This window comes from Candidatus Sphingomonas phytovorans, assembly GCA_029202385.1.
GTDB classification, from domain to species: domain Bacteria; phylum Pseudomonadota; class Alphaproteobacteria; order Sphingomonadales; family Sphingomonadaceae; genus Sphingomonas; species Sphingomonas phytovorans.
In genome coordinates, this window is sequence record CP119314.1 from 274,440 (window position 1) to 289,473 (window position 15,034).

General features: G+C 64.9%; 14 protein-coding genes and 1 riboswitch. Of the genes, 7 read left to right on the top strand and 7 right to left on the bottom strand.

Annotated elements, in window-relative coordinates; translation table 11 throughout:
• The first annotated feature begins 153 nt into the window (after positions 1–153).
• Positions 154–389: riboswitch (cobalamin riboswitch) on the top strand.
• A gap of 176 nt (positions 390–565) precedes the next feature.
• Together P0Y59_01280 and P0Y59_01285 are read left to right on the top strand one after the other, a co-directional pair.
• Positions 566–2,554 carry a TonB-dependent receptor gene (locus P0Y59_01280; GenBank protein WEK00358.1) on the top strand — a complete coding sequence of 663 codons (1,989 nt, stop codon included), beginning with the start codon at positions 566–568 and terminating at the stop codon, positions 2,552–2,554.
• Positions 2,555–2,561: 7 nt separating this feature from the next.
• Entirely contained in the window at positions 2,562–4,031 is a 1,470-nt protein-coding gene (locus P0Y59_01285; protein ID WEK00359.1) for a PepSY domain-containing protein, read from the top strand.
• Between the two features lie 16 nt (positions 4,032–4,047).
• Here the strand turns inward: P0Y59_01285 and P0Y59_01290 are convergent, their stop codons facing one another.
• The 7 genes from P0Y59_01290 to P0Y59_01320 all read right to left on the bottom strand — a co-directional run bounded on the left by P0Y59_01290 (position 4,048) and on the right by P0Y59_01320 (position 10,129).
• Complete coding sequence (locus tag P0Y59_01290) at positions 4,048–5,010, bottom strand: NAD(P)-dependent oxidoreductase (protein WEK00360.1); 963 nt, start codon at positions 5,008–5,010, stop codon at positions 4,048–4,050.
• Between the two features lie 113 nt (positions 5,011–5,123).
• Positions 5,124–5,978 (bottom strand): alpha/beta hydrolase, encoded by an 855-nt coding sequence (locus tag P0Y59_01295; protein WEK02462.1) that lies wholly within the window; start codon positions 5,976–5,978, stop codon positions 5,124–5,126.
• Between the two features lie 53 nt (positions 5,979–6,031).
• Complete coding sequence (locus P0Y59_01300) at positions 6,032–6,715, bottom strand: glutathione S-transferase family protein (GenBank protein ID WEK00361.1); 684 nt, start codon at positions 6,713–6,715, stop codon at positions 6,032–6,034.
• On the bottom strand, positions 6,715–7,350 hold the full coding sequence (locus P0Y59_01305; protein ID WEK00362.1) for a CoA transferase subunit B: 636 nt from the start codon (positions 7,348–7,350) through the stop codon (positions 6,715–6,717). Before P0Y59_01305 ends, P0Y59_01300 begins: the two co-directional genes overlap by 1 nt.
• Positions 7,351–7,352: 2 nt before the next feature.
• A complete protein-coding gene (locus P0Y59_01310; protein ID WEK00363.1) occupies positions 7,353–8,114 on the bottom strand; it encodes an HAD family acid phosphatase in 762 nt (253 codons plus the stop codon).
• Positions 8,115–8,374: 260 nt separating this feature from the next.
• Positions 8,375–9,082, bottom strand: coding sequence for a CoA transferase subunit A (locus P0Y59_01315; GenBank protein WEK00364.1), 708 nt, complete (start codon positions 9,080–9,082; stop codon positions 8,375–8,377).
• A 132-nt stretch (positions 9,083–9,214) separates the two neighbouring features.
• Positions 9,215–10,129 carry an SMP-30/gluconolactonase/LRE family protein gene (locus P0Y59_01320; GenBank protein ID WEK00365.1) on the bottom strand — a complete coding sequence of 305 codons (915 nt, stop codon included), beginning with the start codon at positions 10,127–10,129 and terminating at the stop codon, positions 9,215–9,217.
• Positions 10,130–10,268: 139 nt separating this feature from the next.
• Here P0Y59_01320 and P0Y59_01325 point away from each other — a divergent pair, with 139 nt between their 5' ends.
• From P0Y59_01325 to nadA, 5 genes are all read left to right on the top strand, one after another.
• Positions 10,269–10,637 carry a BlaI/MecI/CopY family transcriptional regulator gene (locus tag P0Y59_01325; protein WEK00366.1) on the top strand — a complete coding sequence of 123 codons (369 nt, stop codon included), beginning with the start codon at positions 10,269–10,271 and terminating at the stop codon, positions 10,635–10,637.
• Positions 10,634–12,277 (top strand): M56 family metallopeptidase, encoded by a 1,644-nt coding sequence (locus P0Y59_01330; protein ID WEK00367.1) that lies wholly within the window; start codon positions 10,634–10,636, stop codon positions 12,275–12,277. The genes P0Y59_01325 and P0Y59_01330 overlap by 4 nt, the downstream gene beginning before the upstream one ends.
• 183 nt (positions 12,278–12,460) lie before the next feature.
• On the top strand, positions 12,461–13,318 hold the full coding sequence (locus P0Y59_01335; GenBank protein ID WEK00368.1) for an MBL fold metallo-hydrolase: 858 nt from the start codon (positions 12,461–12,463) through the stop codon (positions 13,316–13,318).
• Complete coding sequence (locus P0Y59_01340) at positions 13,315–13,998, top strand: DUF4230 domain-containing protein (protein WEK00369.1); 684 nt, start codon at positions 13,315–13,317, stop codon at positions 13,996–13,998. The genes P0Y59_01335 and P0Y59_01340 overlap by 4 nt, the downstream gene beginning before the upstream one ends.
• A 2-nt stretch (positions 13,999–14,000) precedes the next feature.
• A complete protein-coding gene (gene nadA / locus P0Y59_01345) occupies positions 14,001–15,011 on the top strand; it encodes a quinolinate synthase NadA (GenBank protein WEK00370.1) in 1,011 nt (336 codons plus the stop codon).
• Positions 15,012–15,034: the final 23 nt, after the last annotated feature.

Consider the following 15,034-nt stretch of genomic DNA (forward strand, 5'->3'; position numbering starts at 1 on the left):
GAGTTCTTGTATCGCGATCCCTCACCGAGAGTCGGGTTGGCCCATTTAGCTGTTGCGAAATATTGCGAAATATTTTGCCAGTATATACTCCTAAAATATCTCGTTTGCGAAATATTGCGAAATATCTTGCCTCGACCATCCGTTCGCCATATCGGTCGGCTTGATCGCGTCGGTGCCCCGCAAGGGGCTTAAAATGGGAACGCGGTGAGGGTGGCCCGCCACCTGAATCCGAGGCTGTCCCTGCAACTGTAAGCGGCGAGCGCGATGCATACCGCTCCTTCCGGAGGAGCAGCCACTGGGCCGGACGCTAAATCATGCGAGGTCTGGGAAGGCATGCATCAAGCTGTGACCCGTGAGCCAGGAAACCTGCCGGCGTCTGGTCGCTCTTGCCCTGGCCCAGGGGATGGCCGCGGCACGGTGAACTCCGTCTGAGCGACGAACACGCGGCTGGGGCCGCATCGGTTCGTGCAACGGGCGCCTTTGGCGTCCGCCCGTTGGCGCGCGCCGACCGTTCGTGAACGGCACGCCCCCGCCCACCGTCGAACGACGCCACGGGGGTTACGGAATGAGGTTTATCATCACATCGCGGTTGGCCATGTCGGTTGCCGTCGCTGCATGCACGGTTACCACTGCTTACGCGGAAGACCCGGAGGACGAGAATACCATCGTCGTCACCGGCAGGAGCCTCGAGGAAACACTGCCGCAGGAACTGGCCCGCTACGGCAGCGATATCGAGACCGTCACCGAGAAACAGGTCCGCGATCGCGGCGTCGTTGATGTCGCGAGCGCGCTCGACAGCGTTCCCGGCCTTTACATCAAGCCGGGTTCGGGCCCGTTCAGCTATGTGGACGTATCACTTCAGGGATCGCGCACGCAGGACGTGCTGTGGACGGTCGACGGCATCCGCATCAACAACCGCCTCTATGGCGGCACATCGCCCAACGACACGCTGCCCGCCAGCATGATCGAGCGGATCGAGGTGCTGAAGGGCGGGGAGAGCCTGTTCTACGGCACCCAGGCAGCCGCCGGCGTCATCAACGTCGTCACCCGCAGCTTCACCGACGATTTCAACGGCCAGGTCAATGGCAGCGTCGACAGCCGCGGCGGCACCAATCTCGATGGGTATGCCCGTGGCAGCATCGGCGACCACCGGTTCGTGGTCTATGCTTCGCGTAACGACGCGGAGGGTTATCGCCCCTATAGCGTCATGCAGCCAAGCGCGAGCGACCAGAAGCGTGGATATCGCCTGTGGTCGGTCGGCGGCAAATATCAGTTCGACTTCACGTCCGACCTGCGGCTCAACCTGCAATATCAACATACCCAGGCAAAGCTGGACAATCTCTCCCCCACGCGGGTCAACACCAGCCGCAACGACCGCAACGAGGAAATCGCCAGCGTCCGGCTCGACTATACCGGCAGCGACACCGTCCAGTTCTTCCTGAAGGGCTATTTTCACGACTGGAAGACTGCCTATGTCCAGATCCTGAACCCGATCCCCGCCGGCCCGCCGATCACGGTGTATCCCGAGGGCACTTTCTGGGGATATCAGGACTATGGCGGCAGCGCCGTCGTCAAGCTGCACCCGCACCAGGGTCTCGAATATCTGATCGGCTATGATTTCCAGAACTTCAACGGTCGCGACGACGTCCTGCTGATCGGCAAGATCACCGAGCAGGTTCATGCCGGCATCTTCCAGGTCCGCACGACCGATGAACTCAGCAAGCGCGCGCGCCTGACGGCCGGGGTGCGCTACAACGAAACCGGCGGTGCGAAGAAGACCGTCTGGAACGTCAGCGGGCGCTTCGACGTGACCGACAGCCTGTATCTGGAAGGGATCGGCGGGACGTCCTTCGTGCTGCCCGATGCCTCGTCGCTCTACGGCATCGATCCGTGCTGCGAGATCGGCAACCCGAAGCTGAAGCCCGAACAGAGCCTCAACCTCAACCTGACGGCTGGCGGGGCATTCACCCTGGCCGGTGGCGCGCTGAACTGGAAGGCGACCTATTTCCAGCGCACCATCACCGACCTGATCGATGCGACCTATGACGATCCCGCCTTTCCCAACGGCACCTACATCAACGTCAAGGACAAGGTGAAGGTGCGGGGCGCCGAGTTCCAGATCGACGCGACCGTGGCGCAGGACTGGCATGTCGCGGCGAGCTACACCTACACCCGCGCCCGCAACGAAGGCGCGACCAGGCAGCGGGATCGCACGCCGGAGCAATTCGCCAAGGGATCGGTCAGCTATGCGCCCGAAAGCCTGCCCTTCGGCGCCAATGTCTCGGTCAACTGGGTGGGGGACACCTATTCGTCGCCGTCCGGTTTTCCGCGCCAGAACTACGGCAACTACGCCATCGTCGACTTCGGGGCGCATCTCTATGTGGATGGCAGCGCCCGCCGGAACCGGTTCGGGATCAATGTCGAGAATGTGACGGGCCGGGAATATGCGACGCGGGGCTTCGGATCGGCGCCCGCCGATGCCGGAGGGCGCTTCCTCTATTTCACCCGCGGCGTGCCCCGGACGCTCCGGGTCAGCTACGGCCTGAGCTTCTGAGCCGGTGATGCTCCGCCCCGTCCTCTTCCTGCATCGCTGGCTCGGCATCATCATCGGCGCTCTCATGACGCTCTGGTGCCTGTCCGGGTTCGTCATGATGTATGTCGACTATCCACGGCTCATGCCTGCCGAGCAGGTGCGGGGGCTCGCGCCCCTGCAATTGCCGGGGGCGGACGCGCTGGCCCGTGTCGATCTGCCGGCGGAGACGCCGCTCTCGTCGGCGAAGCTGGAGATGATGGCGGGGCGGCCGGTGCTTCGGGTGGTTCCGATGATCGATCCGACCCGCCCGATCGCCCAGATGCGCATGACGCCTGGCGGCTATGATCTGTCCTCGGGCAAGGCGATCGCGACGCTGCCGGTGGCCGATATTCGCGCCATAGCGACGAGTTTCGGGCAGCGTTTCGGCATTGCGGGGCCGCCCGGATCGGTTGCGCCAACGGAAATGGACCAGTGGACGGTCCAGGAGTTCAGGCGCAACCAGCCGCTCTACCGGGTCGACTATGACGATCCCTCGGCCACGACCATCTATGTCGCGGGCAACAGCGGCGAGGTGGTGCAGCAGACGACGCGGTTCGAACGTTTCTGGGGCTGGCTGGGCGCGGTGCCCCACTGGCTCTACCCGACGATCCTGCGGCAGAATGGGGAAGCGTGGAGCCAGGTGGTCATCTGGACCTCGCTGATCGGGTGCTTCCTTACCGTGACAGGTATCTGGGTGGGCATTGCCCGGCTGCGGCGACGGCGCGACGGCAGCATCGGCTCGCCCTATCGCGGGCTATGGTGGTGGCACCACATGTTCGGCCTGTTCTTCGGGCTGCTGACGCTGACCTGGGTCGCCAGCGGACTCTTCTCGATGAACCCATGGGGGTTCCTCGACAGCATGGCCGGGTTCGCGGAGCGGCAGCGACTGGCCGGAACCGTTACATGGGGCGATATGCGGGGAGCGATCTCGCGGCTCGGTGCCATGCCCGCCGGGACGGTTCGGCTGGAAAGCGCGCCGCTCGGCGGACGCATGTTCCTCATCGCAATTGGCCAGGACGGGCGGATGGTGCGCTTCGACGCCGGCGGACGACCTGAACAGCTTCGGGCTGAAGCCCTGAAGGATGCGCTGCGGAACGGTCCGCCTGTCGTCTCCCTCGACAGGCTTAGCGATGAAGACGCCTATTATTACACCCACAAATTTCCGATGAAGCTTCCGGTGTGGCGCGCCATCCTGTCCGACGCGGAGGCGACGCGGCTCTATATCGATCCCGACTCGGGCAAGCTGATCCGTGCGTTCGATCGCAACGGCAGGCGTTTTCGCTGGCTGCAGGATGGGCTGCACAGCCTGGATTTCCCCATTCTCCGGTCACGGCCGCTATGGGATATCGTCGTTCTACTGCTGCTGGCGGCCGTAACCCTGGTCTGCGGAACGGGTACCTGGATGGGCGTTCGCAAGCTCGGTCGCGACTGGCGCAAGATGCGTCGCCGTCGCAGATGACCGGCCGCTACGTCGCTCACCCTGCGACGAGGATTTCCTTGGGGGAGATGTAACTGGCGTCATGCGCGAAAGGCAGTTTCTCGCCATCGCGCATCGCCTGCAGCACCGCCGCGAAATCGGTCCCGCACCGGAACCCAAGCACCCGTTCCGCCAGGCCTGAATCATACACGCGGTCGATCGATCGGGGCAGGTGCCAGCCATATCGTTCGTACAATGCCGCCGCGTCGGGGAAATAGCGGGCGATCACCGCGGGAGCATCGGTCTTGAGCGCTGCTACCTCATCGCGCGTGAAGGGCGTCGGCGCGGAGGCGATGAAGGTGCCGAAGCCGATCTCCGGTGCCCGTTCCAGCGCGACGACATGCGCTTCGGCCGCGTCCTCCACCGTCAGCCGTCGATGCAGCAGCTCATTGGCTTTCATGTTCTCGCCCGACAGTTCCTGGTGGGTGTCGTCATCCTCGGGAAAGAAGCGCGAGGTGCGCAGCACGATGACCGGCAGGCCATGGTCCCTGTGGATCAGGCGGCAGAGCTGTTCGGCGGCAAGCTTGGTCACGCCATAGATGTTGCGCGGCTCGAGCGGTGCCATCTCCTCGTCGATCCACACCGCCGTTTCGCCCCGTGCCTCGCGGATCGCGGTCGAGATCATCAGTGAGGTGGTCGACGTGAAGACGAACCGGCTCGCCCTGGCCGCGACCGCTGCCTCGAGCAGGTTGAGCGTCCCGCTGCTGTTCACGTCGATGAACGCCTGGTTCGGATAGCGCACGATGTCCGGCTTGTGCAGCGCACCGCCATGGATGACCGCGTCGATCCCGCGCTCGCCGAACAGCCGGTCGATCAGCGCCCGGTCGGCGACGGTGCCGATCACGTCGGTGTCGATGCCCGGCGCGACGTCCAGGCCGGTGACGTCATGGCCCAGGGCCCGGAGGCGGGGTGCGAGGAAGCGACCGAGCCAGCCGCTCGACCCGGTAAGAAGAATGCGCATCGGTTTCAGCTTTTCCGTTTGGGGAGCGTCGCCACCCGGGTCTCGAGCGCGGCGGCGGGAACGAGAGGAGGCAGGAGCGCGGTCGTCATGCCCACGTCCTACCTCGGCGCGTGTTATCGGCGCAATACAGCCTGCTGTTTCCTGTCGAACGCTGCGTTGATGAACGTCACGCTCTCCGCCAGTACCGGGGCCTTGCCGCGAAACGGCCTGGACAACGCCATCACCACACCCTCGTGGCTGAGCCCCGGAAGGACGAGCAGGGAGACCGGCGCCCCCAGCGTCTTGAGCCTGGCTTCGAGACGCAGCGCGTTGCGCGGTCGCACCGTCGTGTCCTTGTCGCCAGTGACGAGCAACATCGGCGGCGCGTCCGCCCGCGCGAAATTGATCGGCTGGGTCATCCCCGGATCGGCCACGCCCTTCATCGCCTCTTCCGCACGCTGCGAACTCCAGGGGTAGAAGTCATAAGGGCCACTCAGCCCGACCGCTGCCTTGATGATGCCCGGATCGACGCCGGCCGCATCAAGCCAGCGCGGGTCGAGTGCCAGCATCGCGACGGTATAGGCACCGGCGGAATGGCCCGCGATCGCAATCCGTTCCGGGTCGCCGCCATATTCACCGATATGGTCGCGGGTCCATCTCACTGCTTCGGCGCCGTCTTCCAGGAAGGCAGGGAAGCGTACGCTCGGTACCTTGCGGTAATCGGGCACGACCACGACGAAACCCGCCTTGGCATAGGCGCGCGCAGCAAAGGCATAGGCGCGGCGGTTGCCCTTGGCCCAGCCGCCGCCATACCAGAAGATCAGCACCGGGCGCTTCGCCTTGGCCTCGCCGGAGGGGCGCCAGACGTCGAGCGTCTGGCCATGCGTGCCGAAGGGCAGGGCGCTGCCCGGCCTGGTGGAGCCTGTGCCGCCGCCGGCCGCGCCGTCGAGCAGGCTCAGCAGGCCGGGCGGAGAGATGAAGGCCGCCATCAGGCCTGCGACAAGGGCCAGAAGGATGGCTGCGGCGATGGCGGCACGCCGGATCACACCCGGAAGTCGGCAGTGACGGTGCCGGCGGCGGCGAGTTCGGCTTCATGCGCCGTCTCGCGCCAGCTTTCGGTCAGGGCAACGCTTTCCCATTCGCGCATCGCGGGATGATCGAGGATATGCGCAACCCAGGCAGCGCCAGCGGTCCCGACATCCAGTCCATAGGTGCGGACACGAAAGGCGACCGGCGCATAAAAGGCGTCGACCGCCGAGAAGTCGGGGCCGGCCAGCCACGGCCCGCCAAAGCGCGAAAGCCCCTGGGCCCAGAGCTCGCCGATCCGCGCGACCTGGCGCTCAAGTGCTGGCGAGGGCGCCTTGAGCGCGACGCGGACACCCACATTCATCGTGCAGTCGTTGCGCAATGCCCCGAAACCGCCATGCATCTCGGCTGCCGCGCAAATGGCCCAGGCCCGTGCCGCCTCATCCTGCGGCCAGATGCCCGAATGGCGCTCGGCGAGATACAGGACGATCGCGAAGGAATCCCACAAGGTGCGATCGCCGTCGAGCAGGACCGGCACCTGCCCGCTCGGCGAGAAGGCGCGGAAATCCGCATAATTGTCCGGTTTCGCGAACGGTTCGATGCGCTCGGCGAACGGAATGGCCAAGGCCCTCATCAGCAGCCATGGCCGCAGCGACCAGCTCGAATAGTTCCGATTGGCGGTGATGAGGGTGTAGGCCATCAGGCCTGATACTGCGCCGTCGTCTTCGCCGCTATCTCGTCCGCCGTCACGCCCGGCGCCATCTCGATCAGCCGGAAGGGGGACTGATGATCGGGCCGCTGGAACACGGCGAGATCAGTGATGATCATGTCGACCACATTCTTGCCGGTCAGCGGCAGGGTGCAGGTCGGGATGAATTTCGGGTCGCCGTTCTTGCTGGTATGCTCCATCACCACGATGATCTTCTTCACGCCGGCGACCAGATCCATCGCGCCGCCCATGCCCTTGATCATCTTGCCCGGGATCATCCAGTTGGCGATATCGCCATTCTGGGCAACTTCCATCGCGCCGAGGACGGTCAGGTCGATGTGCCCGCCGCGGATCATCGCGAAGCTCTGGTCCGAACCGAAATAGGCGGATTGCGGCAGCTCGCTGATGGTCTGCTTGCCGGCGTTGATCAGGTCGGGATCCTCCTCGCCCGCGAACGGGAAGGGGCCGATACCAAGCATGCCGTTCTCGGACTGGAGCGTCACCTCGACGCCTTCGGGAATATGGTTCGCCACCAGAGTCGGGATGCCGATGCCAAGGTTGACGTAAAAGCCGTCCTGCAGCTCGCGCGCGGCACGCGCCGCCATGTCGTCACGGGTCCAGGCCATTCTTATTTCTCCGTGGGCGCGGGCTCGGCCCAGCGCTTGTCTGCAGGAAACACGTCGTCGAACCCGCCCTTGAGGCTGCTGCCATAGACGGGGTTGGGGAGTACGAACCAGCCGGCGCCCCATTTCGCCGCGACGGGCGCGGCGAGCGTGGCATCACGCCGCGGCATCGGGGCGAGGCCGGCATTGAACAGGTCGCTGAAATCGCCGAGTTGGTCGCCGCCCATCGCGATCACGCAATATTTCGCGGCGATTGTCGCGCGGCGGCCGTCCTTCTTCGATCCCGTGGCATCGTCGCCGGCGAGGAACAGGGTGTCGCCATGGACCGCCGGGCCAAGCCCCGCACTATCGATCGTGGCGCTGGTCTGGGTTGCATTGCCGGCCGAGCGATTGGTGTTGAACACCACCGTTACACCCAGCTTGCGCAGCTCGGTCAGCGCCTGGATCGCACCCGGGACGGCGGCGACCTTGTCGACGCCCGTCTTCTCCCATGCCTGCCAGCGTGCCTCGTCATAGGGCCGGGGGTTGGCGGCGTCGGAATATTCGAAGCCCAGGTTGAGCAACACCGTCTCATCCACATCGAACACCGCGGCGAAGGGCTTCTTGCCGCACGGTACGAAGCCAGGTGCGGCAAGCGTCGCGTCGGAAGCGAGGACCACGCTGTCGACCGGGCGGTTGCTGACCTGGGCCGCGACATAGCCGGTCAGGCCGCGCCATGCCTGGACGCTGATCGCCGATCCTTCGCCCGAGCCGTAGAGATATTGCATGCCAGCGGGGACGGTAGGGGCGGGCAGGGTGGGAGGCGGAGCCACCGGTTCAGCAGCAACCGGGGCAGGCGCCGCTACCGCCGGCGGTGGTGTTTGTGCCGTGGAACATGCGGAAAGCGTAATTGCGAGCGCCAACGCTATCCCCCGCCCGCTTGCGGGCGGGGCTAGGGAAGGGCATGTCGTCGGGAGGGAGGCATCATGTCGGACAGGCTCTCTCCCGACCTCTCCCGCAAGCGGGAGAGGGGAAGAAGAAGGCCCGCTCACGCCGCCGCGCGCTCGCGGACGGTGCGGAATTCGATCTTCTTGTCGTAGGGCGCGCCGACGATCATCCGCTTCACATAGATGCCGGGCAGATGAATGCTGTCGGGATCGAGGCTGCCGACCGGTACCACTTCCTCCACCTCGGCGACGCAGATCTTCCCGGCGGTCGCCATCGGCGCGTTGAAGTTGCGGGCCGTCTTGCGGAAGATCAGGTTGCCGCTTTCGTCGGCCTTCCAGCCCTTGATGATCGACAGGTCGGCGCGGATGCCGCGTTCCAGGATATATTCCTGGCCGTCGAACACCTTCACTTCCTTGCCCTCGGCCACCTGGGTGCCGACACCGGTCTTGGTGTAGAAGCCGGGAATGCCCGCGCCGCCCGCGCGGCAGCGTTCGGCCAGCGTGCCCTGAGGGCAGAATTCAACCTCGAGCTCGCCCGCCAGATATTGCCGCTCGAACTCCTTGTTCTCGCCGACATAGGAGGAGATCATCTTCTTCACCTGGCGGCTGCGCAACAGCTTGCCCAGGCCTTCGCCGTCGATCCCGGCATTGTTGCTGGCGATGGTCAGGTCCTTGGTGCTCGCCGCGAGAATGGCGTCGATCAGCCGCTCGGGAATGCCACACAGGCCGAAACCGCCAGCGCAGATCGTCATGCCGTCGAACAGGAGCCCATCCAGCACTGCCGCTGCATCGGGATAGAGCTTCTTCATCATCGTCTCCGCAAACATCCTCTTGGCGCGCATAAGCCATCGGCGCGCCCGCCGGTCAATCGCACGGATACTGCAAGTGCACCTGCACGAAACGCACGCAGTGTCGATCAGGCTGCCGGATAGTGCCGGCTCTCAATAGGCAAGCTTCAGGCCGGGCCGGGGCCAGTCCATGCGGACAAGCTGGCCGGTGCCTGACAAGGTGATCCATGCCGTGCGCCTGTCGGGGCTACCCCAGCAGATATTGGTGGTGAACGGATCGGGCGTCGCGACGAACTCGACCAGCTCGCCTGCTGGCGAAATCACGCTGATCCCGCTCTCGCCGATCGTCGCGACGCAGATATTGCCGCTCTCCTCGATGCCGAGCGAGTCGAAGAATTTGTAGCTGGCGGGGCGATAAAGCGGGATGCCTGCGCCGCCGAGCCCGATGCTCGCGTCAACCTTGCCGGGTGCAGTCACGCTGAACGCCATCAGCCGGCAGGTATAGGTCTCGGCCGCATAGAGCGTTGCACCGTCGGGCGAGAGGCCGATGCCGTTGGGATTCTCGCTGGGGAAGATGACTTCTTCCAGATGGCTGCCGTCAGCTTTGGCGTAGAAGATGCCGGTGATGTCCCGCTCGCGGGGGCGGTTTTTGCCATGGTCGGTGAACCAGAAGCCGCCATGCGCGTCGAATACGATGTCATTGGGGCCGCGCAGCACGCAGCCGAAATCGCCATCCCGGTAAAGTGTCTCGACCACCCCGGTTTCGGGGTCGATCCGCTCGATCCGCCCGCCTGAATAGTCATCGGCCTGGCCATGGGGGATCAACAGGCCGCCACGTTCGACATAGTTGAAGCCGCCATTGTTGCAGCAATAGAGCTTGCCGTCCGGACCCATTGCGAGGCCGTTCGGCCCGCCGCCGGGCCTGGCTATCGTCTCCGTCGATCCATCCGGTTTTACCCGGGTGATCAATCCGGCGGCGATCTCGACCAGGATCACGCTGCCATCGGGCATCGCGACGGGGCCTTCGGGAAAGCGCAGCCCGGTGGCGGCGACGGTGAACTGGTTCATGCCTCTCTCTCCCGATTTTCGCGGGAGCTTGCCGGTACGGGGGCGGGCTGTCGAGCGCCTTCATTCATTGATCGTTCACCCGCTTGACTACAGGTGTAAACAGTACGATTACAGATGTGGTCATTACGGAGAGCGAATCGTGAGCGAGCGGATCAGCGATGCTGAACATGCGGTGATGGAGGTGCTCTGGGATGAGTCACCCCTGACCGCGCAGGACGTGGCCGAACGCATCCCGCCGGAGCGTGACTGGTCGGCCAATACCGTGAAGACATTGCTCGGCCGGCTGCTGGCCAAGAACATCATCGCGCACCGGGAGGATGGGCGACGGTATCTGTATCATCCGCTCGTCGCGCGCGGCGACTATGTCGAGGGCGAATCGCGTCGACTGATGGACCGGCTGTTCGGCGGCAAGTTGACGCCGCTGGTCGCGCATCTCGCCGAGCGTGACGCGCTGACCAATGAGGACATCGCCGAGATCGAGGCGCTGCTCAAAGGCCTCAAGTCGTGACCGGCGCTGGCCTCATCCCTTGGGCTATCGAAGCGCTGATCGCTTCGGCGATGCTGATGGTCGTGGTGCTCTTGCTGCGCGGGCCGGTGCGCCGCGCCTTTGGGCCTGACATCGCCTATGCGCTGTGGGCGCTGCCCGCGCTCCGGCTCTTCCTTCCGCCCCTGCCGCAATCCTGGCGCGAGATCGCAGTCGCGCCAGTGATCCGCGCGAGCGAGCAGATCACTGTCTATGTGATCGAACCGTTCGGCGGAGACGCCACCGCGCCCGTCGCTCAAAATCCCTCGCTTGGCCCCATATTGGTCTCGCTCTGGGTGCTGGGTGCGGTGGCGTTCATCGCCTGGCATGCGACCGCGCACGCCCGCTTCTGCCGCCGCATGCTGGCGGAGACATCGCGCGAGACGGAGATCGAGGGCGGAATCCAGCTGATCGAGACCGATGCCGCGAGTGGCCCGCTCGCCTTCGGCATCTGGCGTCGCTACGTCGCCTTCCCGCGCGACTTCACCGAGCGTTATGATCTCGATGAACGGGATCTCGCGCTGGCCCATGAGCTTGGCCATCATCATCGCGGGGATCTGGTCGCCAACTGGATCGCGCTCGTCGTGCTCGCGCTGCATTGGTTCAACCCGATCGCCTGGCGCGCCTTCCGTGCCTTTCGGGCGGATCAGGAAATCGCCAACGACGCGCGTGTTCTCGCCGGCAAGAATCCGATGCTGCGGCACACCTATGCCTGCGCGATCGTCAAGGCGGCCCATGGCGGCGCCGTTTCGGCCGCATGCCATCTCCATACGATAGAGGATCTGAAAGGGAGGCTGAGAATGCTGAGCACCAACAGGACGTCGCGCCTGCGCCTCGTCAGCGGCTGTGCGACAGTCGCGATGCTGACCCTGGCCGGGTTGGGGGTCACCGCGTCGGGCACGCAGGCGGCCGAACGCGTGCGATCAGGCGTCGAAAAGGCGACGGGGGTCAGTCTGGCCGAGCTCAGCCCGATAGCCGCCGCTGCCTCTCCGGCGGAAGACGGCCCGGCACCGACGCCGGCACCGGCTCCCGAGCCTGCGCCGATGCCGGCGCCAGCCCCGGTCGTTGCGATGAATGCTGCACCTGTGCCCATGCCGGTCCAGGCGATGAATGTTGCTCCGGCCGCGCCTTCTGCACCTCCCGCGCCTCCCGCGGCACCGTCGTGGAACGGTAACGGCAACGAGAACAGCACGACCATCAGCGTTTCGCCCGACGGCAAGGTCACCACGCGCAAGGTCGTGCGCATCACGCGCCGCGAAAAAGACGGCAAGCTAGTGACCGGCGATTTTCCCGATATGGCGAATATCCCCGAAGTCTCGTCCCGCAATTGCACGGGCGACGGCCGGCGCGGTGAGATGGTGACCAATGAGAAGAAGGGCGACAAGCGCGTCATTATCATCTGCACCAACCGCATCGAGCGGGCCGCGCGTGAAGGCGCCGCGATTGCAGCGCAGAGCAAGGATATCCAACGCAACGCTTATCGGGGCGCGCTGGATGGTCTGCGCGCCGCCCAGGAAAACTTGCGGAACGATCAGGCGATGAACGAGACCGGACGCAGGGAAGCGATCAAGGCGCTCGACGGCGCGATCCGGGACATGGAGGCCAATCTGGCCGGGGTGAACTGAGGCAGGAAACAGCCTTCTTCCTCTATTCCTTTCCTTGCTTGGGCAGAGGGTGAGGGGCCTTCTCGCGGCGGCGGGAAGACCCTTCGCCATTGTGATGAACCGGTATCGACGCAAAGCCGGGCTCTTCACCCTGCAAGCAGGGACAGGGTTGCGCCGCCGCTCGCGACCCGCCATCTGCACCGCATGAGCGAGCAACTACCAGGCGTGGCCGAGCAGCTCGAGCCGCTCGTCGTCCGGGTGCTGGCAGCGAACCCGTCGCCTTTCACCTATACCGGCACGCAGACCCATCTGGTCGGCACGACCGATCTGGCCGTAATTGATCCCGGGCCGGACGATGCCGGTCATGTCGAGGCGCTGGTCCGTGCGATTGCGGGCCGCCCGGTCGTCGCTATCGTCATCACTCATACGCATCGCGACCACAGCCCCGCCGCGCGGGCGCTAAAGGTCGCTACCGGTGCGCCGATCGTCGGCTGCGCTCCCCTCGCGCTCGACGATCTTGGGCCTCGCGCTGACGCTTCGTTCGACGCTGACTACGCGCCTGATCGTATCTTGGCTGAAGGAGAGTCGGTTTCAGGCGATGGCTGGACGCTCACCGCCGTCGCCACGCCCGGGCACACGTCGAATCATCTCGCTTTCGCGCTGCCCGAGGCCGGGGCGCTTTTCTCGGGCGACCATGTGATGGGCTGGTCGACCACCATCGTCTCGCCGCCCGACGGGGATATGGCGGCGTACATGGCCAGCCTCGACAAGCTGATGCACCGCGACGACCGCATCTATTATCCGGCGCATGGCGACCCGGTGGAGAATCCCAGGCGCCTCGTCCGCGGTATGATCGGCCATCGCAAGCAGCGCGAGGGCCAGATCCTGCGCCTGCTCCGTACCCAGCCCCAGGCGATCACGGCGATGGTAGAGCGCATGTATGTCGGCATCGACCCACGGCTCTTTCCCGCAGCGGAGCGATCGGTGCTTGCCCATCTGATCGATCTGCGCGACCGGGGCCTCGTCTCGCTCAGAGGAGACGCCTGGGAGATGGCGGCATGAAGTTCCTCGGCAAGTTTGCCGGCGCGCTCGCGCTGATCGCCCTGTTCATCGCGGGCAGCTTCTGGGCGCTCGGCTATTATGTCAGCGGCAAGGTGAAGGGTCCCGATCCGGTGACGATCGCCAGCGCTTCGCTTCAGGGCCTGAAGGAACAGAACCGGCTTTCGGCCTTCGCCGCGCGCTTCGTGGCGGTGACCACGTCGACCCAGTCGCAATTCGGGCTGAGCGCGAAGAAGACGCTGATCATGCCCGGTATGGTCCGCTACGAAGTCGATCTCGCCAAGCTGCGGCAAAAGGATGTGACCTGGGATGCCGGGACCCGCACGCTCGGCGTGGTCCTGCCGCCGGTCGAGGTCTCCGCGCCGCAGATCGATCTCACCCAGATGCGCGAATATGGCGAGGGCGGAATTCTCTCGACCTTCACCGATGCCGATTCGAAGCTGCAGGACGCAAATCGTCGCGCCGGGCAGCAAGAACTGGTGCGCCAGGCGCATGAAGCAATACCGCTGAATCTGGCGCGCGATGCGACTCGCCGTGCGGTCGAGCGCAGCTTCGCCATGCCGCTCAAGGCGGCGGGCATGGACGTGACGGTGAAGGTGCGCTTCGCCGACGAGGCAAAGGACAATAACGAGGTGTGGGACACGACCCGCTCGCTCGACCAGGTTTTGGGAAACAGGAAGTAATCATGGACGCACGTAACGGCATCGGCGGCACGCTCACCGGTCTCGATCTCCGCGCCGAGATCGATCGGCTTCGCAAGGAGCGCAATGCCGTCATCCTCGCGCATTATTACCAGAAGCCGGAGATCCAGGATCTGGCCGATTTCGTGGGCGACAGCCTCGATCTCAGCCGCAAGGCGGAAGCGACCGACGCTGACGTCATCGCCTTTTGCGGCGTGCGCTTCATGGCCGAGACCGCCAAGATACTCTCGCCCCAGAAGATCGTGGTCCTGCCCGACATGAATGCGGGATGCAGCCTGGAGGACAGCTGTCCGCCCGAACAGTTCGCTGCTTTCCGCGCGGCGAATCCCGATCACATCGCGCTGACTTACATCAACTCCTCGGCCGAGGTGAAAGCGCTGAGCGACGTGATCGTCACCAGCTCGTCCGCCGAGAAGATCCTCGCCCAGATTCCCGCCAGCCAGAAGATCATCTTCGGCCCGGACAAGAATCTCGGCGGCTATCTCGCCCGCAAGACCGGGCGCGACATGCTGCTCTGGCCGGGCGTATGCATCGTGCACGAGGCTTTCAGCGAGACCGAACTGCTCAAGCTCCAGCAGCTTCACCCCGGCGCGCCAGTCGTCGCGCATCCGGAATGCCCGCCCTATATCCTCGATCATGCCGATTATGTCGGCTCGACCCGCGGTATCCTCGAATATGCGCTGGCCATGGAGGGCGACACGCTGATCGTCGCGACCGAGCCGCACATCATCCACCAGATGCAGAAGGCGGTGCCCGACAAGAACTTCATCGGTGCGCCCGGCGCGGACGGCAACTGCAACTGCAACATCTGCCCGTACATGGCGCTCAACACGATGGAGAAGCTCTACGTCGCCCTGCGCGACCTGGAGCCGCGCATCGAGATTGAGGAGGGCTTGCGCCTGCGCGCCAAGAAGAGCCTTGATGCGATGCTTTCGATGGCCAGCGCCACGGTCGGCATGGGTGATCTGGGCCCGGTGAAGGTCACCGGCGACTGAGGCTGTCGAGGCGGAAGGGGAGG

What these genes read in the sequence shown, in the direction of transcription:
- P0Y59_01300 (WEK00361.1), bottom strand. Translation starts at nt 6,715, where the DNA reads ATGGCCTACACCCTCATCACCGCCAATCGGAACTATTCGAGCTGGTCG.
- P0Y59_01315 (WEK00364.1), bottom strand. Translation starts at nt 9,082, where the DNA reads ATGAAGAAGCTCTATCCCGATGCAGCGGCAGTGCTGGATGGGCTCCTG.
- P0Y59_01335 (WEK00368.1), top strand. Translation starts at nt 12,461, where the DNA reads ATGAGCGAGCAACTACCAGGCGTGGCCGAGCAGCTCGAGCCGCTCGTC.
- P0Y59_01290 (WEK00360.1), bottom strand. Translation starts at nt 5,010, where the DNA reads ATGCGCATTCTTCTTACCGGGTCGAGCGGCTGGCTCGGTCGCTTCCTC.
- P0Y59_01320 (WEK00365.1), bottom strand. Translation starts at nt 10,129, where the DNA reads ATGAACCAGTTCACCGTCGCCGCCACCGGGCTGCGCTTTCCCGAAGGC.
- P0Y59_01340 (WEK00369.1), top strand. Translation starts at nt 13,315, where the DNA reads ATGAAGTTCCTCGGCAAGTTTGCCGGCGCGCTCGCGCTGATCGCCCTG.
- P0Y59_01305 (WEK00362.1), bottom strand. Translation starts at nt 7,350, where the DNA reads ATGGCCTGGACCCGTGACGACATGGCGGCGCGTGCCGCGCGCGAGCTG.
- P0Y59_01285 (WEK00359.1), top strand. Translation starts at nt 2,562, where the DNA reads ATGCTCCGCCCCGTCCTCTTCCTGCATCGCTGGCTCGGCATCATCATC.
- P0Y59_01295 (WEK02462.1), bottom strand. Translation starts at nt 5,978, where the DNA reads ATGGCGGCCTTCATCTCTCCGCCCGGCCTGCTGAGCCTGCTCGACGGC.
- P0Y59_01280 (WEK00358.1), top strand. Translation starts at nt 566, where the DNA reads ATGAGGTTTATCATCACATCGCGGTTGGCCATGTCGGTTGCCGTCGCT.
- nadA (WEK00370.1), top strand. Translation starts at nt 14,001, where the DNA reads ATGGACGCACGTAACGGCATCGGCGGCACGCTCACCGGTCTCGATCTC.
- P0Y59_01310 (WEK00363.1), bottom strand. Translation starts at nt 8,114, where the DNA reads ATGCAATATCTCTACGGCTCGGGCGAAGGATCGGCGATCAGCGTCCAG.